18 protein-coding genes are annotated in these 22,240 nt (G+C 64.0%); 9 read left to right on the top strand and 9 right to left on the bottom strand.

The features are described 5' to 3' along the window. Positions 1–56 precede the first annotated feature (56 nt). Together nirK and AC0L3J_RS15515 are read left to right on the top strand one after the other, a co-directional pair. Positions 57–1,154, top strand: coding sequence for a copper-containing nitrite reductase (gene nirK, locus AC0L3J_RS15520; RefSeq protein ID WP_456768057.1), 1,098 nt, complete (start codon positions 57–59; stop codon positions 1,152–1,154). Between the two features lie 51 nt (positions 1,155–1,205). Next, a complete protein-coding gene (locus AC0L3J_RS15515; protein WP_473347564.1) occupies positions 1,206–2,084 on the top strand; it encodes an SUMF1/EgtB/PvdO family nonheme iron enzyme in 879 nt (292 codons plus the stop codon). A gap of 181 nt (positions 2,085–2,265) precedes the next feature. Here AC0L3J_RS15515 and AC0L3J_RS15510 read toward each other — a convergent pair whose 3' ends face one another. Genes AC0L3J_RS15510 through AC0L3J_RS15500 form a run of 3 tightly spaced genes read right to left on the bottom strand, consistent with a single transcriptional unit; the run spans position 2,266 to position 4,300 of the window. Next, positions 2,266–2,901 (bottom strand): GNAT family N-acetyltransferase, encoded by a 636-nt coding sequence (locus tag AC0L3J_RS15510; protein ID WP_473347563.1) that lies wholly within the window; start codon positions 2,899–2,901, stop codon positions 2,266–2,268. Between the two features lie 22 nt (positions 2,902–2,923). Further along, the gene (locus AC0L3J_RS15505; protein ID WP_473347562.1) at positions 2,924–3,574 is read right to left on the bottom strand and encodes a 3-oxoacid CoA-transferase subunit B; all 651 of its coding nucleotides are present in this window, start codon (positions 3,572–3,574) and stop codon (positions 2,924–2,926) included. Positions 3,575–3,592: 18 nt separating this feature from the next. Continuing rightward, a complete protein-coding gene (locus AC0L3J_RS15500; RefSeq protein WP_007596238.1) occupies positions 3,593–4,300 on the bottom strand; it encodes a CoA transferase subunit A in 708 nt (235 codons plus the stop codon). A 290-nt stretch (positions 4,301–4,590) separates the two neighbouring features. Between AC0L3J_RS15500 and AC0L3J_RS15495 the strand changes: the two genes are divergently transcribed. The 6 genes from AC0L3J_RS15495 to AC0L3J_RS15470 all read left to right on the top strand — a co-directional run bounded on the left by AC0L3J_RS15495 (position 4,591) and on the right by AC0L3J_RS15470 (position 13,019). After that, positions 4,591–6,519, top strand: a complete 1,929-nt coding sequence (locus tag AC0L3J_RS15495) for an AsmA family protein (RefSeq protein ID WP_473347652.1) — start codon at positions 4,591–4,593, stop codon at positions 6,517–6,519. A gap of 133 nt (positions 6,520–6,652) precedes the next feature. Further along, positions 6,653–8,545 carry a WG repeat-containing protein gene (locus tag AC0L3J_RS15490; protein WP_473347561.1) on the top strand — a complete coding sequence of 631 codons (1,893 nt, stop codon included), beginning with the start codon at positions 6,653–6,655 and terminating at the stop codon, positions 8,543–8,545. 185 nt (positions 8,546–8,730) lie between these two features. Beyond that, complete coding sequence (locus tag AC0L3J_RS15485; protein ID WP_456768055.1) at positions 8,731–10,116, top strand: ABC transporter substrate-binding protein; 1,386 nt, start codon at positions 8,731–8,733, stop codon at positions 10,114–10,116. Positions 10,117–10,192: 76 nt separating this feature from the next. Continuing rightward, positions 10,193–11,065 carry a carbohydrate ABC transporter permease gene (locus tag AC0L3J_RS15480; protein ID WP_473264861.1) on the top strand — a complete coding sequence of 291 codons (873 nt, stop codon included), beginning with the start codon at positions 10,193–10,195 and terminating at the stop codon, positions 11,063–11,065. Further along, positions 11,062–11,913, top strand: coding sequence for a carbohydrate ABC transporter permease (locus AC0L3J_RS15475; RefSeq protein WP_106942006.1), 852 nt, complete (start codon positions 11,062–11,064; stop codon positions 11,911–11,913). The genes AC0L3J_RS15480 and AC0L3J_RS15475 overlap by 4 nt, the downstream gene beginning before the upstream one ends. Positions 11,914–12,026: 113 nt before the next feature. Continuing rightward, positions 12,027–13,019: a hypothetical protein gene (locus AC0L3J_RS15470; RefSeq protein ID WP_473347560.1), complete on the top strand. Its 993-nt coding sequence runs from the start codon at positions 12,027–12,029 to the stop codon at positions 13,017–13,019. Here the strand turns inward: AC0L3J_RS15470 and AC0L3J_RS15465 are convergent, their stop codons facing one another. The 6 genes from AC0L3J_RS15465 to AC0L3J_RS15440 form a co-directional block, all read right to left on the bottom strand. Then, positions 13,020–13,517 (bottom strand): DUF6622 family protein, encoded by a 498-nt coding sequence (locus AC0L3J_RS15465; RefSeq protein WP_473347559.1) that lies wholly within the window; start codon positions 13,515–13,517, stop codon positions 13,020–13,022. Positions 13,518–13,526: 9 nt separating this feature from the next. Then, positions 13,527–14,339, bottom strand: coding sequence for an ABC transporter permease (locus tag AC0L3J_RS15460; protein ID WP_473347558.1), 813 nt, complete (start codon positions 14,337–14,339; stop codon positions 13,527–13,529). A gap of 4 nt (positions 14,340–14,343) precedes the next feature. After that, positions 14,344–15,258, bottom strand: coding sequence for an ABC transporter permease (locus tag AC0L3J_RS15455; protein ID WP_473347557.1), 915 nt, complete (start codon positions 15,256–15,258; stop codon positions 14,344–14,346). Next, positions 15,255–16,418, bottom strand: coding sequence for an ABC transporter ATP-binding protein (locus tag AC0L3J_RS15450; protein ID WP_473347556.1), 1,164 nt, complete (start codon positions 16,416–16,418; stop codon positions 15,255–15,257). The genes AC0L3J_RS15455 and AC0L3J_RS15450 overlap by 4 nt, the downstream gene beginning before the upstream one ends. A 75-nt stretch (positions 16,419–16,493) precedes the next feature. Next, positions 16,494–17,954 carry a glycerol-3-phosphate dehydrogenase gene (locus tag AC0L3J_RS15445; protein ID WP_473347651.1) on the bottom strand — a complete coding sequence of 487 codons (1,461 nt, stop codon included), beginning with the start codon at positions 17,952–17,954 and terminating at the stop codon, positions 16,494–16,496. A 136-nt stretch (positions 17,955–18,090) separates the two neighbouring features. Beyond that, on the bottom strand, positions 18,091–20,775 hold the full coding sequence (locus tag AC0L3J_RS15440) for a sensor domain-containing protein (RefSeq protein WP_473347555.1): 2,685 nt from the start codon (positions 20,773–20,775) through the stop codon (positions 18,091–18,093). 202 nt (positions 20,776–20,977) lie between these two features. Between AC0L3J_RS15440 and AC0L3J_RS15435 the strand changes: the two genes are divergently transcribed. Beyond that, on the top strand, positions 20,978–22,081 hold the full coding sequence (locus AC0L3J_RS15435; RefSeq protein WP_473347554.1) for an NAD(P)/FAD-dependent oxidoreductase: 1,104 nt from the start codon (positions 20,978–20,980) through the stop codon (positions 22,079–22,081). The last annotated feature ends 159 nt before the right edge of the window (positions 22,082–22,240 follow it).

Here is a 22,240-nt window from a genome sequence, read left to right as displayed (position 1 = left end):
GATCGGCGCACACTGCATTCCGTCATCAAAACCATTTCAGATGAAGGATGCTTCCGATGTTCACCCGCCGAGCCGCATTGATCAGCGCCGCCGCCACCGCCTTGATGCTGGCGACACCCGCCTTGGCTGCCGACGATCTCAAACTGCCGCGCCAGAAGGTCGAGCTGGTCGCTCCTCCCTTCGTGCACGCGCATGAGCAAGCGACCAAGCAGGGCCCCAAGATCGTGGAGTTCACGCTCACGATCGAGGAGAAGAAGGTCGTCATCGACGAGAAGGGCACCACTTTCCAGGCGATGACCTTCAACGGCTCGATGCCGGGTCCGATGATGGTCGTGCATGAGGGCGACTACGTCGAAACGACGCTGGTCAATCCCGCAACCAATTCCATGCCGCACAACATCGACTTCCATTCCGCGACCGGTGCGCTCGGCGGCGGTGCGCTCACGCTGGTCAATCCAGGCGAGCAGGTCGTCTTGCGCTGGAAGGCGACCAAGACCGGCGTGTTCGTCTACCATTGCGCACCGGGCGGCCCGATGATCCCCTGGCATGTCGTCTCCGGCATGAACGGCGCCGTGATGGTGCTGCCGCGCGACGGCCTCAACGATGGCAAGGGCCACGCACTGAAATACGACAAGGTCTATTATGTCGGCGAGCAGGACATGTACGTGCCGCGCGACGACAAGGGCAATTTCAAATCCTATGAATCGCCGGGCGAAGCCTTCACCGACACCGAAGAGGTGATGAAGAAGCTGATCCCCTCCCATGTCGTGTTCAACGGCAAGGTCGGCGCGCTCACCGGCAAGAATGCGCTCACCGCCAATGTCGGCGAGAACGTGCTGATCGTGCATTCGCAGGCCAATCGCGACAGCCGTCCGCATCTGATCGGTGGCCATGGCGACTATGTCTGGGAGACCGGCAAGTTCTCCAACGCGCCGGAGACCGGGCTCGAGACCTGGTTCATCCGCGGCGGCTCGGCGGGCGCTGCGCTGTACAAGTTCATGCAGCCCGGCATCTACGCCTATGTCACGCACAATCTGATCGAGGCCGCCGACCTCGGCGCCACCGCGCACTTCAAGGTCGAAGGCAAGTGGAACGACGATCTGATGACGCAGGTGAAGGCCCCTGCCGATATCCCGGCCCCCAACACCAACTAGACGCGACGAGGGGCCGGTGATGACCGGCCCCTTCTTCCTTGGGGGATGACCATGCTGATCGCATTCAAGCTGAAGCTGCTGCTCGCCTGCGCCGCCGGGCTTGCGGGGCCGATCGCAGTGGCGCCGCTGGTATCGGACATCCGGACCCACGGCACCGCGACGGAGCCCGCCATCGTCAGGGTCGCGCCAGGCAGCCTGTCCTATCGCGAGGCCGGCGATTTCGCCCGTGGCGGGCAGCAGGCGGAAGCGCCGCTGCGCGCAATGCGGTTCGAGAAGCCGCTGCACATCATGCGGCATCAGGTCTCGTCATCCGACTATCAGATCTGCGTGCAGGAGGGAGCATGCCGCGCGCTTGATCGCGGCGTGGCAGTCGCCTCCGATCGACCCGCGGTGCAGGTGAGCTGGCACGATGCCGAGGCTTATGCGGGTTGGCTCTCGCGGAAGACCGGTCACAGCTACCGCCTGCCGAGCGACGCGGAATGGGCCTTTGCGGCCGGCTCCAGATTCAGGGATGACGGTCTTCCGGTGGACGCAGCAGATCCATCGAAGCGCTGGATCGGTCGCTACGAGCGTGAATCAGAGCGCGACCTCTTCGACACGACCGCCTATCCCTTTGGCAAGTTCGGTTCGAACGAGCACGGCATCGAAGATCTCGCCGGTAATGTCTGGGAGTGGACCTCGACCTGCTTCGTGCGCTCGCGGGTCGACGCGGCCGGCAATGCCGGCAAACCGACCGTGAACTGCGGCGTGCGCGTCGCCGAAGGTGCCCACCGCGCCAATGTTACCGATTTCATCCGCGACGCCCGCGCCGGCGGCTGCGCGCAAGGCGTACCGCCTGCCAATCTCGGCTTCCGCCTGGTGCGAGAGGAAACGTCGTGGGTCGCAAGCGTGTCGGCGCGATGGAGCAAGACGTGGGCAGCGAGGTCGTAGCGGATTTACATGCGAGGGAAGATCGACGCCGGCGCCTCATATTCCGTCATTGCGAGCGCAGCGAAGCAATCCAGAATCTTTCTGCGGAGACAGTCTGGATTGATTCGTCGCAAGAGCTCCTCGCAATGACGAGATTGCGGCGCGCGCCCGGCGCTCAACCGTCACCGCTCGCGCGGCGTGCTCAGATCGCCCGCGCGAACATGCGAAAGCCCGGCGCACCGATGATCGCCTCGAAGGCAGGATCGCGCTTCTCCTCGGCAAGGACAAAGCCGGCCTTGGCATAAGCGCGCTCGGCGGGCTCGTTGCCGATCAGGAACGATATCGTCGCCCGGGCAAATCCAGCCGCCCGCCCCTTCTCCAGCGCATGCGCAATCAGCGACTGCACCAGGCCGCGACCACGATAGGCGGGATCAGTCGCGACATACTCGATCATCCAATCGCCGTCACCGCCCTGAATCCAGCAGGCGCGCGTGTAGCCGCCACGTTGACGAATGGCTTCCAGCTCTGCAGCGGCGAGTCCGGACGCGGCTGCGACTTCCTCGATCGCACGCCAAGCCGCGGGTCCCGTGCCGGCCGCCGGTAGCGCACACAAGGCGGCAGCAGGCTTGCCATCGATCTCGGCGACCACAAATTGCGAGACGTGCCACATCGACACCGCACGGGCGGCTGCGACGCGCGCGATGAATTCGCGGCACTGTGTTTCAGGCCAACCGAGCGCAACGTCGAACCAGCCGCGCGGCCGGTAGCCGCGCTGCGATAACAGGATGGTTTGTGCGATGAAATCAGCGTCTTCGGGACGCGCAGACCGTATCGTCATGCGCGCCCCCTTCGCGAAAACCTTACGTGTTCTTCAGCGCGACGCGGAATTCGGCGTCGGTCTTGGCCTTGACCTCGTCGAGCGAGACGCCGTCGGCGAGCTCGATCAGCGCCATGCCGCCGTTACCGTGCTTGTCGATGGTGAAGACGGCCAGGTCGGTCACGACCATGTCGACCACGCCCTCGCCGGTCAGCGGCAGATTACACTGCTTCAGGAGCTTTGGACCGTCCTTGGCCGAATGCTCCATCACCACGACGACGCGCTTGACGCCGGCGACGAGATCCATCGCGCCGCCCATGCCCTTGACCATCTTGCCGGGGATCATCCAGTTGGCGAGATCGCCGTTCTGGGCCACCTGCATGGCGCCGAGGATCGACAGATCCATGTGGCCGCCACGGATCATACCGAAGGAATCCGCGCTCGAGAAATACGAGGTCGACGGCAGCTCGCTGACGGTCTGCTTGCCGGCGTTGATGAGATCGGCGTCCTCTTCACCCTCATAGGGGAACGGGCCCATGCCAAGCATGCCGTTCTCGCTCTGAAGGCTGACGTCCATGCCGTCAGGGATGTAGTTCGAGACCAGCGTCGGGATGCCGATGCCGAGATTGACGTAATAGCCGTCACGCAGTTCCTTCGCGGCGCGCGCAGCCATCTGTTCACGGGTCCAGGCCATGTGTATCTCCTGATACGCTTAAGCGGCGGTGCGCGGGCGGGTGTTGCGGAATTCGATGCGCTTCTTGGCCGTCCCGACCTCGACGATGCGCTTGACGAAAAGACCGGGCGTGTGGATGTGGTCGGGATCAAGTTCGCCGGCCGGAACCAGATGCTCGACCTCGGCCACCGTGACCTTGGCGGCGGTCGCCATCATCGGGTTAAAATTGCGCGCGGTCTTGCGGTAGATGAGGTTGCCGGCGGTGTCGCCCTTCCAGGCGTGGACGATGGCGAGGTCGGCGAACAGGCCGCGCTCCATCAGGTATTTCTGTCCGTCGAATTCCTTCACTTCCTTGCCTTCGGCGATCAGCGTGCCGACGCCGGTCTTGGTGTAGAAGGCCGGAATGCCGGCGCCGCCCGCGCGAATGCGCTCGGCCAGCGTGCCCTGCGGATTGAATTCGAGTTCCAGCTCGCCGGCGAGGAATTGCTGGGCAAACAGCTTGTTCTCGCCGACATAGGACGAGATCATCTTCTTGATCTGGCGGGTTTCGAGCAGGCGGCTGAGGCCAATGCCGTCGACGCCGGCATTGTTCGAGACCACCGTCAGGTCCTTGACGCCGGAGTCGCGGATCGCGTCCGACAGCGTCTCGGCGATGCCGCAGAGGCCGAAGCCGCCCGACATGATCATCATGCCGTCTTTCAGAACGCCCTCGAGAGCCGACTTGGCGTCGGGATAGACCTTGTTCATGCAAATTACCCTCGAGTGAACCTTCGGCTTGCAGGCGTCGCGCCTTAGTGGCGGCGATTATTAGGCGAAATCGTCCGAAGCCGTCAATGATACGGGGTTCTCCGCTCCGCCCCTGGGTGATAGAAGCTGCCCAAGCCGTGGGCGCAACCGTTCCCGTGGCCTTGAAAGCGACAAGAAAACCCATCAAGTTGCGGCACTTAACACAATAGGTCTTGGGCGTGGGGGCGCGCAGGTTTCCCGGCCCGCCTTCTGGCTCCAGCGACCAACCCGATCAGGACATGCCATTGACCATGGCCCAAGGAATGAAGCGCCTCGGGACGCCGATCGCGGCGCTGCTCGGCGTGGCGCTGATCGCCCTGATCGCGACCTCATGGCTCATCAACCGCGACGCGCTGCGCAAGGCGGTGGAAACGCAGATCCGCGACGTCACCGGACTCGAGGTCAATGTCGCAGGTGCGATCGACATTTCGGTTCTGCCGGCAAGCTACATCTCCTTCCATGACGTCGGCCTGAAGGGCGGCGGCACCAGCGATCCCGCGCTCCATGTCGACGTGCTCACCGCGAACCTGCGGCTGCTGCCGCTGCTGCTGCAACGGTTCGAGATCGCGGACCTGACGCTGCTGCGGCCGCGCATCCATGTCAGCCTGAAGCCGGACGGCGAGAGCAACTGGACGCCGTTCATCCAGACCATCGCGCGCACCATGAAGCCCGGCGCCGAGAATCAAGTGTCGTTCTCCGAGATCCGGATCCAGGACGGCGTGCTCGATTACGAGGACGCCGCCACGCACGGCACCGAAAAATTCGAGGACATCGACCTGTCGCTGGCCTGGCCCTCGATCTCGCGCTCCTTCGCCGCGACCGGACAGTTCGACTGGCGCGGCGAACGGGTCGACGGCTCGATCAGCTTTTCCGATTTCGTCGCCGCGCTCTCCGGCGAGCGCTCGGGGTTGAAGGCGCGGATCGCGAGCGCACCGCTCAAGCTCGCCTTCGACGGCAGCGTCGCCAACCGCACCAGCCCGATGATGGAGGGCACGCTCACCATCGACAGCCCGTCCTTGCGCAACGCGCTGCGCTGGACCGGCCAGCCGCAGCCCGCCAGCGGCGGCTTCGGCCGCTTCGCGCTGAAGGCGCGCGCCAATGTCGTCGGCGCCTCGATCGCGCTCACCAACGTCAATGTCGAGCTCGACGGCAACACCGCCGAGGGCGTGATGACCTACGCCAATAACGGCCGGCAGACGCTGCAGGCGACGCTCGCAGCCGACGCGCTCGACTTCACACCCTATATCTCGACCTTCCGCCTGCTCGCGAGCGGCGCGCGCGACTGGAACAGGCAGCTGTTCGACCTCAACGCCCTCTCGACCACCGACCTCGACATGCGCCTGTCGGCCGCCAAACTGACGGTTGGGGCGTCGAAACTCGGCCGCACCGCGATCGGCGCGAATCTGCGCAACGGCACGCTGGCGCTCTCGGTCGGCGAGGCCCAGGTCTATGGCGGCATCGCCAAGGGCTCGTTCGGCATCGCGCGCTCCGACACCGTCGCCGACATCAAGGCGCAGTTCCAGTTCACCGACGTCGACCTTCAGGCCTGCGCCTCCGAGCTGTTCGGTATCAACAAGCTGTCCGGGCGCGGCAACATCAACGTCTCGCTGCTGGCGTCCGGCTCGAGCCCGTTCGGCCTCGTGCAGTCGCTCGACGGCAGCGCCACCGTGACCGGGCATGACGGCGCGATCGCGGGCTTCAATGCCGAGCAGCTCCTGAAGCGGCTCGAGCGGCGGCCGCTGTCCGGCGGCGGCAATTTCCGCAACGGCTCCACCCCTTACGACAATCTCACCATCGCGGTGAAGTTCTCCGATGGCATCGCCACCGCCGAGGACATCCGCGTCGAAGGACCTGCGGCAAAGATCACGATGACCGGTACCGCCTCGGTGCCGACGCGCGAATACGACATGAAGGGCGTGGCCAGCCTCAACAGCGCGTCGGGGTTCGAATTGCCCTTCGTGGTGCAGGGCCCCTGGGACGACCCCCTCGTCTTTCCCGATCCGGAAAGCCTGATCCGCCGCTCGCCGGCCTCTGCGCCCCTGCTCGACATGCTGAAGGACCGCAAGCCGGGCGACGCGGTGCGCTCCGCCATCGAGCGCATCACCGGCACCGGAAAACGTCCCGCACCAGCCGAAGCGCCGACCGCGGAGAACGCCAAGGAAGGCGCGAAGTCGAACTAGTCCTGAGCGGATCGCGGACGCGGAACGCCTCCGCCAACGCATAAGAGCCGTCCGTATTTCGCCACGATGGTCTCATACCTGAGGTTGAAGCAGGAGGAGACATCGCCCAATGGGAAGCTTTGGAAGATGCCGGGTGGCCGCCGTTATTGCGGCACTCGCGCTGGTCACCGTCGCGAGCGCCTCGCATGCGCAAGACGTTTCACGACCGGAGTCTGTTGATCGCCCCTCCGCTCTTCTCCTTCCTGCCGGGAAGGTCATTTTCGACGCCGCGGTGGCTCGTGCGAACAGGGGCACAAACGGCTTCGGCCTGTCCCCTTCGTTCCCACTGCCGTCGTGCGGATTTCCTGATGGGCTTTGCGGCGCGGTGAACCGCGACGGCACGCTTGCGGTGCCGCCTGAATACGATTGGGTCGATACCTTCCGTGAAGGGCGCGCGCTGGTGCGATCGAACGGTCGCTATGGCTATGTCGACACAAGCGGTCAGGTGATCGCAAAGCCGCAATATCCGATTGCAGCTCGCTTCTCGCGCGGATTTGCGCAGATCGACGTCGGCGGCCGATCCGGTCTGATCGACCTCGACGGCAATACCGTGATCGAGCCGAAGTTTGGCTACGTCATCCCCTTCACCGACAAGGTCTTCTTTGCCACCGAGGGCCGGACCACATCAGAAGGCATCGCGGGCACGGAGCAGTTCAGCCATGGGATTTTCGAGTTCGTCGGCGCGATCGCTGACAGCAGAGCGGTCACAGCGACAGGCAAATGGGGCCTCGTGGACCGCTCCAGCGCTTGGCTTGTTCCGCCGTCTCTCAACGCGATCCTGCCTTTTGACACCGAAGGTACGGCGCTCATGCTGGCGAGGGTCGATTCCGGATGGGGTGTGATACGTCCCGACGGAAGCTGGGAGATCGAACCAAAATTCCAGCAGCTTGGTTCGTTCGTTGATGGGATGGCCCCCGCAAAGGTCGATGACCATTGGGGTTTCATTGATCGCGCGGGACGCCTCAAGATCGAGCCGAAATTCGAGAGCGTCCATCAATTTGTACACGGCGCGAAATTTACCCCAGCCCGCCTGAACGGCCGATGGGGCCTGGTAGATCGCACCGGCGAATGGGTCGTCCAGCCCCAATACGAAAACATATCTCTGAAGGGGACTGCGCCATGGTCGTGGGACATTCAGAACGAGAAGAAGCATGGCTATCTCGATGAAAACGCCAAGGTCATTGTCCCGCCCCTATTCGATTTTTCCGTCGGGCGATGCGCCAATGGACGCATCGTCGGGGAGATCGACAGGCAGCTGCGAATTCTTGATGAGAAAGGCAAGTCGATCGAGCCGCAGGAGGGTGAGCTATCGAGGCCGGTGACCTGCGACGGACCTTATATCCTCAAGATTGGCGGTAAATTTGCCTATGCAGCAGCCGATCTCACGCCGATGACGGCACAGCGGTTTGACCGTGCCGGCCCTTTCGTCGGCTCTCTTGCTGTCGCCGGTTGGGGGGACAAGTTCGGATTGTTGAGAACTGACATTACCTGGGCCATAGAACCCACGCTCGATGCGATCTCTCCAGGCTTACCGAATGGTTCGGTTCTAGCGCGGCTGGACGACAGGAACGGCATCATCGATGCCTCGACCGGTGCATGGATCACCAAGCAGCCTTTCGAACGCATCTGCCACATCAGGCCTGATATGGCCATGGCATTCGAGGGGGGTAAACGCGGCATCCTTGATGCCCATGGCTCCTGGCTAATCAAACCGCGAGAGGGACGGATGGGCATTCGCCTCGAGGATGGCCTGGTCCCGGCCCAATCGGGCGGGCATTGGGGCTTCATGGATGTGGAAGGAAAAATGGTGATCGAAGCGAGATTCGATGCACCGACGTTTTTCGATCGTGGCATCAACTGGGCCAGTACCGACGCCTCTTGGTGTCCGATCGATCGCAGGGGACTGCCGATCGAAGGCATTCAATGCCAGCCGTCGGACCCGCTAAAGAGACAGTTTGGCGTATTTGGATGTCAGCTCGGGCCCTGAGACCTCACGCGAATTGATCAGGGCGAATTGATGCGGCGATTGGATCGATGCGCACATTAAGCATCTCCTCTCGCCCGACACCCCCACGACCTATGTCTGACAAGAAGCCGCTAGATCGGATAGCGGCCATGCGCTAATGTTTTATACGACCGGTTAAAAACACCGGCCGTTTGAGGGAGAAAAACGTGAAATCCAAGGTTATTGGCGCAGTATCACTGGCGGTCGCTGCGGCCGGGCTGTTTGCAGCCGCTGCACCCGCATTTGCGCAGCAGAAGACGATTACGGTCTGGTGGGGCAAGGGCTTCTACCGCTCCGAAGACGACGCGCTGCTCGACACGATCAAGAAGTTCGAAGCCAAGACCGGCATCAAGGTCGAATTGTCGCAGTACGCGATCCAGGACATGATTCCGAAGACGGTGGCCGCACTCGATTCAGGCACCGTGCCCGATGTTGCCTATTCCGACACCTACGACGTGCAGGTGCAGGGCAAGTGGGCCTACGAAGGCAAGCTCGAGGACCTCTCCGAGATCATGGAGCCGATCAAGGATCGGTTCGTGCAGAACACGCTGGATGCGTCAATCCTCTACAACGACGTCACCAAGAAGAAGGCCTATTACGGCTTCCCGCTGAAGCAGCAGAGCATGCATGTCGAGATCTGGAACGACATGTTGGAGAAGGCCGGCTTCAAGCTCGCCGACATCCCGACGGACTGGGCGGGCTACTGGACGTTCTGGTGCGACAAGGTGCAGCCGGGAATCCGCAAGGCCACGGGCCAGCGCATCTATGGCGTCGGCCAGCCGATGGGCGTCGAATCCACCGACGCCTTCCAGTCGTTCTACACCTTCATGGACGCCTACCACGTCAAACTGGTCGACGACGACGGCAAGCTCACGGTCGACGATCCCAAGGTGCGCGAGAACCTGATCAGCGCGCTGAAGGACTACACCGACACCTATATCAAGGGCTGCACGCCGCCGTCCTCCACGACCTGGAAGGATCCCGACAACAACGTCGCCTTCCACAACAAGACCATCGTGATGACCCACAACTTCACGATCTCGATCGCGGCGAAATGGTTCGAGGACTCCCAGAACCAGGCGCTCACGCAGGAGCAGCGCGACGCCGGCAAGAAAGCCTATGGCGAGGACATCATCACCGCGTCCTTCCCGAAGGCTCCGGATGGTTCGACGATCCGCTACCGCTCGGACGTCAAGACCGGGCTGGTCTTCTCCGTGGCCAAGAACAAGGCCGAGGCCAAGCAGTTCATCGCCTTCCTGCTCCAGGAAGAGAACGTCCGCCCCTATATCGAGGGTGCGCTCGGCCGCTGGTTCCCGGTGACGAAGGAAAGCCAAGAGAGCCCGTTCTGGCAGGCCGACCGGCATCGCAAGGCGGTCTACGCGCAGTTCAAGGGCGGCACCGCCCCGTTCGACTTCACCAAGAACTGGAAGTTCACCATCCTGAACAACGAGAACGTCTGGGCCAAGGCGATGAACCGCGTGGTCAGCGAGAAGGTGCCGGTGGACAAGGCGGTCGACGAGCTGATCGCCCGCATCAAGGCGGTCGCGGGCTGATCCCAGACTGAAATAAGGTATATGCTAATACCGGTCGCGGCTCTCCGCGACCGGTTGCTTTCGGTGGGTATGCGATATGGCGATCACACTTTCCGGCTCAGACACAATTCCGGCCCCTCCCCTGTCGGCGCGCCTGACCACGCAGCAGGTCTGGGGCATCTTGCTGCTTGTGCCCTATCTACTCGTCTTCCTGGCCTTCGTCCTCTATCCCGTCGGCTACGGCCTGTGGCTGGCGCGCGATCCGGCGAACTATGTCGCGCTGTACAACGACCCGATCTTCGCGCGCGCCGCGGTCAACACGCTGATCTTCCTGGTCATCGGCATCAACGTGAAGATGCTGATCGCGCTGTTCCTGTCCGGCTTCTTCGCCCAGCAGCGCCCCTGGATCAAATGGCTGTCGGTGATCTTCATCCTGCCGTGGGCGGTGCCGTCGATCCCGACCATCCTGTCGGTCCGCTTCATGCTCAATCCCGAATGGGGCATGGTCAACCATTTCATCTTCTCCCTCACCGGCGATGACGGCCCGAACTGGCTGAACGATCCGACGGTCGCGCTGACCATGGCGATCGCCGTGCATATCTGGAAGTCGCTGCCGTTCTGGACGCTGATCCTGCTGACCGGGCGGCTCGCGATCGCGCAGGACCTGTACGAGGCGTCCGAGGTCGACGGCGCCAGTCCGTGGCAGAAATTCCGCTTCATCACCTGGCCGTCGATGCAGATGCTCTACGTCACCTGCACGCTGCTCTCGATGATCTGGACGCTCGGCGACTTCAACAGCGTCTATCTGCTTACCGGCGGCGGGCCGGCCGACCTCACGCATGTGCTGTCGACGCTCGGCATCCGCTATCTCCGGCTCGACCAGCTCTCGCTCGCGATGGCCTCCATCGTCTGCGCGATACCGTTCGTGCTGCCGCTGATGTACTTCATGATGAAACGGTTGTCGCGATGAAGCTTCCCACCCTCCGCGAAGTTGGTACCGAAGCCAAGCTCCTGCTGATCGGCATCCCGGTCTTCATCTGGACCATGATTCCGATCTACCACATGTTCCTGTTCGCGATCTCGCCGAAGGAGGACGCGTTCTCGGGCAAGCTGTGGCCGGATCATCCAACGCTGCACAACTTCCACATTGTGTTCTACCAGGAGCACTATTTCCTGCGCGACTTCTGGATCCAGTTCTGGAACTCGACTGTGATCGCACTGGCCGCCGGCGCGCTGACCTTATTCATCGCGACCGCCGCGGCATTCTCGATCTCGCGCCTTAAGGTGCCGGGCGGCCGCTGGGTGATGAATCTCGCGCTGTTCACCTACTTCATCCCGGCGGCGTTCCTCGCCGTGCCGATGTATCGAACCATGGGCAATTACGGCCTGCTCAACAATCACTGGTCGCTGATCCTGGCCATGGTGACGATCGCCTCGCCTTACGCGATCTGGGTGCTGAAGCAGGCGTCCGACAAGCTGCCGGTCGAGCTCGATGAGGCCGCCGTGATGGACGGCGCGACCACGCTGCAGCTGTTCCGCCTGGTCTATGTGCCGCTGATGATGCCCTCGCTGGTCGCGATCGGCACCTATGCCGTGCTGCTGGCCTGGAACGAATATCTCTACGCGTTCCTGCTCTTGTCCAAGGACACCGACATCACGCTGCCGGTCGCGCTCGGCAACTTCCTCGCCGCCGACGACTCGCCGTGGGAGCTGTTGATGACCACCGGCTTCATCTACGCGCTGCCGCCGGCCGCGGTCTATTACGCCTTCAAGCGCTACATGGTGGGCGGGCTCACGGCCGGTGCGGTGAAGTCCTGACCCAGCAGGACGGATCGGGACGCCACAAGCACGGCGCTTGAGCAAGTGAGCTGACAATTGCAAGTTGTCAGCGCCTGCTCTAACTTGCGGCCCGCAAAGCCAGCGGGGCGCTCATGCGCAGCAACGACGCACTCCATCTCGGCCTGATGCTCGGCGCGCTCGCGGCGTCCTATCTGGTGCCGTTCGAGCTGTTGCTGCTGGCCTATGTCGTGCTCGGCCCGGCGCACTATTTCACCGAGATCTCATGGCTGCACGATCGCAGCTACTATCTGCCTCACCGCGGGATTGCCGCTGTCCTGGCGATTGTCGCGGTGGTCGCGGCCCTGATCGACAACGCGTCCTGGTTCGGCTCCGCAATGTGGGGCGCGCTGGTCGTCTGCGCCATGCTGGCGGCCACCACCTCGGCAATCGAAAGCATGCTGCTGTTCATGGCGGCCATCGCGCTGTCCGCGATCATGTATTCGAGCGGGTCGTCACTCGCGGTGATCGGCATCCTGATTCCGACCCTGATCCATGTCTGCCTGTTCACGCTGATCTTCATGGTGCTCGGTGCCTACCGGTCCGGTAGCCGCGCGCAGGCCGCGCTGGTGGCCGTCTATCTCGTCGCGCTCGCCACGATTTTGCTGCTGCCGCCGACCGCCGAAATCCGGATCGCGAGCTTTGCGCGCGTCGGACAGGATTACTTCGGCAATGTCGGCCCGGCCCTCGGCCGGCTGTTCGGGGTGCCAGGACTCGTCCTCGACGTCAGGCTGACCAGCCTGCTCGCCTTCGTCTACACCTATCATTATCTCAACTGGTTCATCAAAGCCGACGTGATCCGCTGGACCGCTGTGCCAAAGGCGCGGCTGGCGGCGATGGCCGGCGCCAGCGCCGTCTCGACCGCGCTGTATTTCTACGATTACGCCTTCGGCTTCACCTTCCTGCTGGCGCTGAGCCTGATGCATATCCTGCTCGAATTTCCGCTCGACAGCCTTGCGCTGCGGCAGCTTGGATCCGCCGTCCACGGCGCGGTGCGCGCGCGGTACGCGGAGCCCGCCGCGGCCTCCGCGACACGATCGCGTTCTACAGGCACCAAGACTGTGAAACGCGCATCCCGGTCACATTGATCATCCCACCGCGCTCTTGCGACGATACGCGATCAGCAGCGCGATCGTCGAACCGATGAAATAGCCGGCGGTCGCGCCCGAGATGGCGCGGCCGACGATGACGGCCAGCGCACGATCGCCGGCATCGATCGCCGAGATCACGCCAACCGTATACTGCGAGGCGAAGACGATGAGGTTGCGGACCAGCGCAAACGCGCCGCCGGGACGAATGATCTCCCCGGTCGTGTGATCGACATCGAACGGACGCGGCGTCAGCACGCCGAGCGGTAGTAGCGCCAGTGCCGCCGCGATCCAGGCGATCAGCGGCCACGTGCCGTCCTGATGTCCAAAGCCGATCCGTGAGACGCCCCAGACGATGAACACGACTGGTACGATCAGCGCTCGCCAGATCGGCGTCGTGCGCGGCTGCATCGCCTGCACACCTTGCCAGACGAGATAGGCAAGCAGTGCGAAGACCCAGACCGGCGTATGCACCAGGACCTGATAGGCGAAGATCATCCCTCCCCCTCAAAGCGGCGCCGCGCTCTCGCCCTGCGAACTCGACAGTTTCGAGGCGAGCGAGGCGATCACGATGACGACAGCGATCAAGGCGATCACCAGCGTGCAGATCGCGTTGATCTCGGGCTTCACTCCCAGCCGCACCTCCGAATAGATCCGGATCGGCAGCGTCGCCGACCCGGGGCCGGTGGTGAAGCTCGCGATGACGAGATCGTCCAGCGACAACGTGAAGGCGAGCATCCAGCCCGCGACGATCGCGGGCGCGATCAGCGGCAGCGTGACGGCCACGAACGCGCGTACGGGATCGCAGCCGAGATCCATCGCGGCCTCTTCCAAGGAGCGGTCGAGCGAGCCGAGGCGGGACTGCACGACAACGGCGACGAAGCACATCGTCAGCGTGGTATGGGCGATCGTCACCGTCCAGAAGCCCCGCTCGGCATTCAGCGCCACGAACAGCAGCAGCAGCGACAATCCGGTAATCACCTCCGGCATCACCAGCGGCGCGTAGAGCATGCCGGAGAACAGGGTGCGGCCGCGGAACCGCTCGCCGCGCGACAGCGCCAATGCGGCGAGCGTGCCGATCAGGGTCGCAATGGTCGCGGACGAAACCGCGACGCGCAGGCTCATCCAGGCCGCCTCGATCATGGCACGGTCATTGAAGAACTCGTGATACCAGCGCAGCGACCAGCCGCCCCACACCGTCACCAGCCGCGAGGCGTTGAAGGAATAGATGACGAGGATCAGGATCGGCAGATAGAGGAAGGCAAGACCCAGCGCGAGCGAGGCGACGTTGAAGCGTGACAGGCGGGAGACTTTGCGCATCGCCTCACCGCACCTGTTCCAGCTGCCGCTTCTGCAGTCGTTCGTACAGCAGCAGCGGGACCAGCAGCACCACCAGCAGCACGATGGCCGCGGCCGAGGCGACCGGCCAGTCCTTGTTGGTGAAGAATTCGAGCCACAGCGTCTGGCCGATCATCAGCGAATTGGAGCCGGCCAACAGATCCGGAATGACGAACTCGCCGACGATGGGGATGAAGCACAGCAGCACGCCGGCGCCGACGCCGGGCAGCGACAGCGGGAAGGTGACCAGCCAGAACACCTGCCAGCGCGGCGCGCCGAGATCGGAGGCGGCCTCCTCCAGCACCGGCTCCATTTTGGCCAGCGTGGCATAGAGCGGCAGGATCATGAACGGCAGGTAGGAATAGACGATGCCGATATACATCGCGCTGTCGGTGGAGAGCCACACCACCGGCTGACTGACCAGATGCAGCGCCAGCAGGATCTGGTTGAGCAGGCCGTCGTGCTGGAGGATGTTGATCCAGGCATAGATCCGGATCAGGAACGAGGTCCAGAATGGCACGATCACCAGCACCATCGCCACAGCCTGCCAGCGCGCCGGCAGCCGCGCCATGCCGTAGGCGATGGGATAGCCGATCAGGAGCAACAGCGCGGTCGCAGTGACAGCGACGGTGAGGCTACGCACATAGGCGAACAGGTAGATATCGTCCGAGACGAGCAGCCTGAAATTGTCGATCGACAGCGCGGCAAAGGCGGTCTTCAGCGCCCCCCATCCCGCCATCAGGTCGAACACCGGCTCGTAAGGCGGCTGCGCGATCGCGGTCTGCGACAGGCTGATCTTCAGCACGAAGCCGAACGGCACCAGGAAGAACAGCACCATCCAGACATAGGGCGCGATCGCGGCAAAGCGAGCCGGTCGCGCGAAGATGCGGCGCGCGCTCATGACGGCAGCATCACGCAGTCGTCGGGCGTGAACCAGGCGACGACAGGCTGGTTCAGGCTGTAAGCGTCGACGTCAAGGCGCGCGCTGTTGGCGACCGAAGCCTGCACCATCCCGCCGGCGTCGAGCTTCACCTTGTAGGTGGTGGCGCCGCCGAGATAGCAGATGTCGGCGATCACGCCGTCGAGCTGGTTGATTGCCGTTTCATGACCGGCTTCCCTCACCGGACCACGGCGCGAGAGCTTGACCTTTTCGGGGCGGATCGCAATCGATAATCTGCCCTCGCCGAACGGCTCGCGCGGCTCCGCCACCACCAGCGTGCCCGCGTCGCGCGTGCCGATGACCAGACGATGACCATCGCGTAATTTGGACTCGGCGTCGAACAGGTTGACGTCGCCGACAAACTCCGCGATCCAGCGCGAGCGTGGCGCCTCGTAGAGTTCGCGCGGGCTAGCGACCTGCGCGAGCTTGCCGTCCCTCATCACGCCGATCCGGCTCGCCATCGTCATCGCCTCTTCCTGATCGTGGGTGACGATGATGAAGGTCATGCCGAGTCGGCGCTGAAGCTCCATCAGCTCGCCTTGGGTGTTTTCGCGCAACTTCTTGTCGAGGGCCGCAAGCGGCTCGTCGAGCAGCAGCAATTGCGGCCGCCGCGCCAGCGCACGCGCCAACGCCACACGTTGGCGCTGGCCGCCGGAGAGCTGGTCGGGCTTGCGCTTCTCGAGCCCGTCGAGCTTCACCAGCGCGACCATCTCCGCCACACGCGTGGCAATGTCGGCGCGCGCCATGCCGGCGCGCTTCAGGCCGAAGGCGATGTTGTCGCGCACCGACAGGTGCGGAAACAGCGCGTAGTTCTGGAACATCATGTTGATCGGCCGCTCATGCGGCAGCGCCTGCGCGATGTCCTTGCCGCCGAGCAGGATGCGCCCTTGATCCGGCGCTTCGAAACCGGCGAGCATGCGCAGAAGCGTTGTCTTGCCGCAGCCGCTGGGGCCGAGCAGCGCAAAGAACTCGCCGGTCTTGATGTCGAGCGACACGCCGTCGACGGCCCGGAACGTCCCGAAGGTCTTGGCGACGCCCTCGATGCGCAGCAGCGGCTCGCCGGCCGCGAACTGCGTCTCCCCGACCGCAGCCGCGTCTGTTCTGGGCAACTCGTCAGTCATGGTCCCTGCCAACCTCAATCCCGCCGCACGCTAGCGGCCGATCGTCGCTCACTCAACCGGTTAGAGGCGGCTCGTTCACGTCGGATTCGCCATGAACGCAGCCAGCGCATCGCATTCCTGCGCCGACATCGTTAGGCCGAGCTTGGAGCGGCGCCACAGGATGTCCTCGGGAAAACGCGCCCATTCGTGGGTCATGAGATAACGCACCTCGGCCCCGGTCAACTCGGGACCGAAGGCGGGGCCGAGATCGTCCCGGGTCTTCGCCTCGGCAAGCACAGCCGATAGCCGCGAGCCATAGGCCGCGACAAGGCGTTGGGCCTGCGTCTCAGAGAGAAAGCGCCAGTGGTCACGCGCAAGATCGACCTCGGTATCGAAACGATCCCAGGCGAAATCCCCGCCCGGCAGCGCCGCGCCTGAGGTCCAGGGCGGCGACATCGGATAGAACGGCGTCAACTTCGTCACCGCGCGCTCCGCGCGGAGGCGCGAGGTGGTGACGTCGCCGCCGAACATCGTGATGAGCGGCGCCTTGCGCCGCCGCGCGTGAAACAGCGTGGTGCCGTCACGCCGGCGCGCGGACGCAAGCGTCAGGTTGACGCCGGAGACCGCACGCACCACGTCGGTCGGGGCGACGCGCTCGCGGAAATAGCGGCTGGCTGCCTCACAGAGATAGCCGACGTCGGCCCCGCGCATCGCGACGATCGCGGGATCGCCGGTGAAATCGTGCGTGATTGTGCCGATCAGCGTAAAGTCGCGATCGAGGGGACTCGCGAAGATCAGCCGGCCATCGCTGTTCTGGAAGACGTAGACGTTATCGGAATCGAACAGCCGCGGGACGATGATCTGGCTCATCTGCATCGCCGCCATGGCAGGTTGCGGCTGCCGCAGCACGGTCTCGGCGACCATCGACGTCCATCCGCCGGTGGCGTTGGCCAGTGCCCGGGCCGTGATCGCGTGGCGATGGCCGCGGTCGACCACCGCGAGCCGCCATGTGTCGGTTCGATCGGCACGCACACAGCGCGCTCCAGTCCGAATCACGGCGCCGCGCTCGGCCGCATCCAGTGCCGTGAGCACCACCAGTCGGGAATCGTCGACGACGCAATCCGAATATTCGAAGGCCGTGCCGAATGGTCGTTTCAGCGCGTTGCCGACCGGATGATGCGTGATGTCGAGGGTCGCCGTTGCAGGCAGGCCGCTCCGGCTGGTGAGGCTGTCGTAGAGGAGCAGGCCGATGCGAAGCAGCCATGGCGGGCGCTCGTCGGAATGCGCCGGGATCACGAAGCGCATCGGCCGAACCAGATGCGGCGCGATCCGAAGCCAGGTCCGGCGCTCGGCGAGCGCCCGGCGCACCCGTCGGAAGCCGCGCCGTTCCAGGACCGAGAGATCGCCGTGGATCAGCCGCGGTGTTGCCGAGGACGCCGCGCCGCCCAGATCGCCCTGCTCCAACAGGATGACCCGCAGGCCGCGGCCGGCGGCATCGCGCGCGAGGCTGACACCGTTCAGGCCGCCGCCGATGATCGCAAGGTCGTAATCCGCCATGAAGCCGTCGAATGGGAGCGAAGCGCTCGCCATCTCTAGAGCCATTTCCGTTCCGATGAAATCGGAACGGGGCTCTAGGTTCTAATTTAGCGCGTTTTCTTGACGCGAACCGGCATCCACTTCGCTCGAAAACGCTCTAACCGGTCTTGAGCGCAAGTTCTATGACTTCGGCGCGACCGACGAGGCCGGCATATTTCCCGATCGGCAGGGGCTTGCCGAGCAGATAGCCCTGCACGCCGTCGCAGCCTTCTTCGGCGAGGAAGACCAGTTGTTCCAGCGTCTCGACGCCCTCGGCGACGATCGACATTTCCAGGCCATGGCCGAGATCGATCACCGCGCGCACGATCGCCGCCGATTGCGGGTTGCGGCCGAGATTGACGATGAAGGCGCGGTCGATCTTGATCTTGTCGAACGGAAACGCCTGGAGATAGCTCAGCGAGGAATAACCGCTGCCGAAATCGTCCATGGAGATGCGCACGCCGAGCGCCTTGAGCCGGCGCAGCAGCGCAAGACCGCGATCGAAGTCCTCGATCAGCACGCCCTCGGTGATCTCGAGCTCGAGCCGGCCGGGTGCGAGACCCGTCTCGAGCAGGATGGAATGGACGAGCCCGACCACGTCGCCGTGCATGAACTGCGCCGGTGACAGGTTGACCGCGACCTGAAGCGGCGTCGGCCAGGAGGCGGCCTCGCGGCAGGCCTCGCGCAGGATCCACTCGCCCATCTCGACGATCAGGCCGCTTTCCTCCGCGATCGGGATGAATTCGGCCGGGGAGACCTGGCCGCGCACCGGGTGCTGCCAGCGCGCCAGCGCCTCAAAGCCGATGATCTCGCTCTCGGCGACGCTGTGGCCCGCAGTCCCCTGCGGCTGGAAGGCGAGCGAGAGCTCGCCATTCTTGATTGCCATCGAGAGGTCCTGGTGCAGCACGCGGCGATCGCGGATCTGCTGGTCCATCTCCGGCTGGAACAGGCTGATCGTGCCGCGCGATTTCTGCTTGGCGCGGAACAGCGCCGCGCCGGCATTGGCGAGCAGCGAGGCGGCGTCGGCGCCGTTGTGCGGGAAGATCGACATGCCGGTGGTGACGCCGGCGCGGACGGGACGGCCGTCGATCTGGAATTCCTTGGCGATCGCAGCACCGATCTGCTGCGCCAGGGCGAGACCTGCGTCCGGCTGTTTGCCGTCGATGATCAGGCCGAACTCGTCGCCGGACAGGCGCGCCACCACGCCGCCGCGCGCGGAGTCCTGGAGCCGCTGGGCCACCTCGACCAGGAGCTTGTCGCCGTGCGCATGACCGAAGACGTCGTTGACCTCCTTGAGGCCGTCGAGATCGACGCACAGAACCGCGAACTCCTCGCCGGTGCCCTCGCAGGCCTCGATCATCTGGGTCAACGCCTGCAGGAAAGCCGCACGGTTCGGCAAATCGGTGAGGCCGTCGTGATAGGCCATGTGCGCCATGCGCGACTCGGTCTGCCGGCGATCGGTGACGTCCTCGTGGGTCTTGATCAGATATTGCGGCTCCCCCGTGTCGCTCAGCACGGTGGCGCGGCGGGTGAGGAACAGTCGCAGCCCGTCCTTGGTAGAGATCGGGTGCTCTTCGGTGATCATCCCACGCTTCTTGATCGCGGCTTCGTCGCGCGCGATGATCAGCTTGGCTTCCTTGGGATTGAAGATGTCAGACGCGGTCAGGCCCGTGGCTTCCTCGCGCCTGCGGTTGAGAATCGTCTCCGCGCTGCGGTTGGCGAGCAGGTAGCGGCCGTCCTTGACCTGCTCGACGATCAGCGCCACCGGGATGTTGTCGACCACGAGCTCCAAGAACTTCTTGGTGCTCTCCAGCTCCTGTGACAGCGAGCGACGGTCGGTGATGTCCTCGAACACCACCAGCAGAAATTCAGGCTTGTTGCTCTCGTTTCGGACCACGATCCGGATCGAGGCCACCATGCGCTGGGTCGCGCCGCGCTCGACCTCGAATTCGTTGCGGTACTGGCCGGAGGGCGCGATGAGCGCCGCCCGGTCTGTCGCCTCGATGCTGGCCGCCGAATTCGGCCCGAAAAGCTCGCGCGCATTCTTGCCGACAACCTGGTCCCGCGAAAATCCCCAGAAGCGCTCATAGGCGCTATTGGCGAAGATGTAGCGACCATCCTCGATGTTCTTCGCGGCCACACAGGCCGGCACGTGGTCCAGCAATGTTTCCAGGAACTGCTTGGTGGAGGCGAGCTGCCGGGACAGCCTGCGCTGCTCGCTGACGTCCAGATGCGTCGCCACCGAGCCGCCGTTGGGCAGCACGAAATACTTCACGAGGATGGCGCGCCCGTCAGGCAGTTCGGTGATCAAGCCGTTCGGGCTTGCCGCCTTCTCGTAGAACTCGTCGTCGGAAGCACCGAGCACCCCCCGCTGGCGCCGCAGCTCGAGGATGTCGTGGCCGGTCATTCCGGCCCAGATGTCCGACCGCGTCAAGCCGTAGATATCGAGATAGCGGTCGTTGCAGAAGATGATGCGCCGCTGCGCATCCGTCATCACCACGCCCTGGTTGAGGTTGTTCATGGCGGAGGAGACGAAGGCATTGCGCCGCAGCTGCAGACGCCTGGTCCGGCGCAGCGAGGAATGGATCCACAGCGCGATCGCGGCGAAGAACGAACAGATCACAATGCCCGCGATCAGGGCTTCCCAGATCACGTTGGGATCAAGCTCGCCGAGATAGCTCGGAGGGCTGAAGCTGTCGGAGAGGGCAAAGGCGCGCGCAGGCGCGACCGCTGCGGCCAGGCACACGACGGCCTGCACCGCAATCGGAAGCGCGCTGCCCGCGTGCCAGTTCTTCTCAGCCATCAGCCACCCGCGATTTCAACGTCGGATTGTCTGGCCTGGCGGGTTTGGATCGGGTAAACGCCTGTACGCGCAACGGAACAATGTGGCATCAAATACGGCAATTGCCCTGACATGATAAATGCTTCCTTAACGGAAAACGCCCCCGCGCCGCCGTTCCCAGGCGTGAGGCCTTCGTCGCTTCGAGCGGATGTCCTGCACAACCATGGATAGGGTCGACTGCGTCGTCATCGGAGCCGGCGTGATCGGGCTCGCGGTGGCTCGAAAGCTGGCGCAAGCCGGGCGCGAGGTGATCGTGCTCGAGCAGGCCGAGGCCATCGGCACCATCACCTCCTCGCGCAACAGCGAGGTGATCCATGCCGGCATATACTACCGCGCCGGAAGCTGGATGGCGCGCATGTGCGTCGACGGCAAGCACGCGCTCTACCGTTACTGTTCCGAGCGCGGCATCCCGCACAGGAATTGCGGCAAGCTGATCGTCGCGACCAATCCGAAAGAGACCGAGAAGCTGCAATCGATCAAGGCGCATGCCGAGGCCAATGGCGTGCTCGACATGCAGTTGCTAACGGGCGATGCGGCACGTGCGCTGGAGCCGGCGCTCGCCTGCGACGCCGCGCTGCTGTCGCCGTCGACCGGCATCATCGACAGCCACGCCTACATGCTCTCGCTGCGCGGCGAAGCCGAGGACGCGGGCGCGGCCTTCGCGTTTCATACCCCGCTGATCCGTGCCAAGGCGACCGCCGGCGTCATCGAGATCGAGGCGGGCGGCGAAGCGCCGATGACGCTGCAATGCAGCCTCCTCGTCAATGCCGCCGGGCTCTCGGCGACCACGGTGGCGCGCAACATCGAGGGCATGCCGCTGGAACGGATCCCGACGGCCTACCTCGCCAAGGGAAACTACTTCAGCTGCAATGCCAAGGCACCGTTCTCGCGCCTGATCTATCCGGTACCCGAGCCCGGCGGGCTAGGAGTGCATCTGACGCTGGACATGGCCGGGCAGGCACGTTTCGGCCCCGACGTCGAGTGGATCGAGACGATCGACTATGAGGTCGACCCGTCACGCGCCGAGCGCTTCTACCCGGCCATTCGCAAATACTGGCCGACGCTGCCTGACGGTGCGCTCATGCCGAGCTATTCGGGCATCCGCCCGAAGATCGTGCCGCCGGCGGTGGCCACGCAGGATTTCTTGATGCAGGGCCGGCGCGATCACGGCGTCGAAGGCCTGATCAATCTGTTCGGCATCGAGTCGCCCGGATTGACGTCATCGCTCGCGATCGCGGATCACGTCGCGGAGCTCGCAAACATTTAGCGCTCAAAGCGAACTGAAGTTCGGTCACGCGTAAAGAACCACGTCCAGACAAGACGCTGGAGCCGCGCAATCCTTGCACGGTGCGCACCTTACAGCAGGGATGAGCGCAAAGGCTCTCATCCCTGCTTGAAGGGTGCGATCAACTCTACGCTGTTACGG

Source organism: Bradyrhizobium sp. Kon37 (genome assembly GCF_055807535.1).
This window is presented reverse-complemented; position numbering and strand designations above follow the sequence as displayed.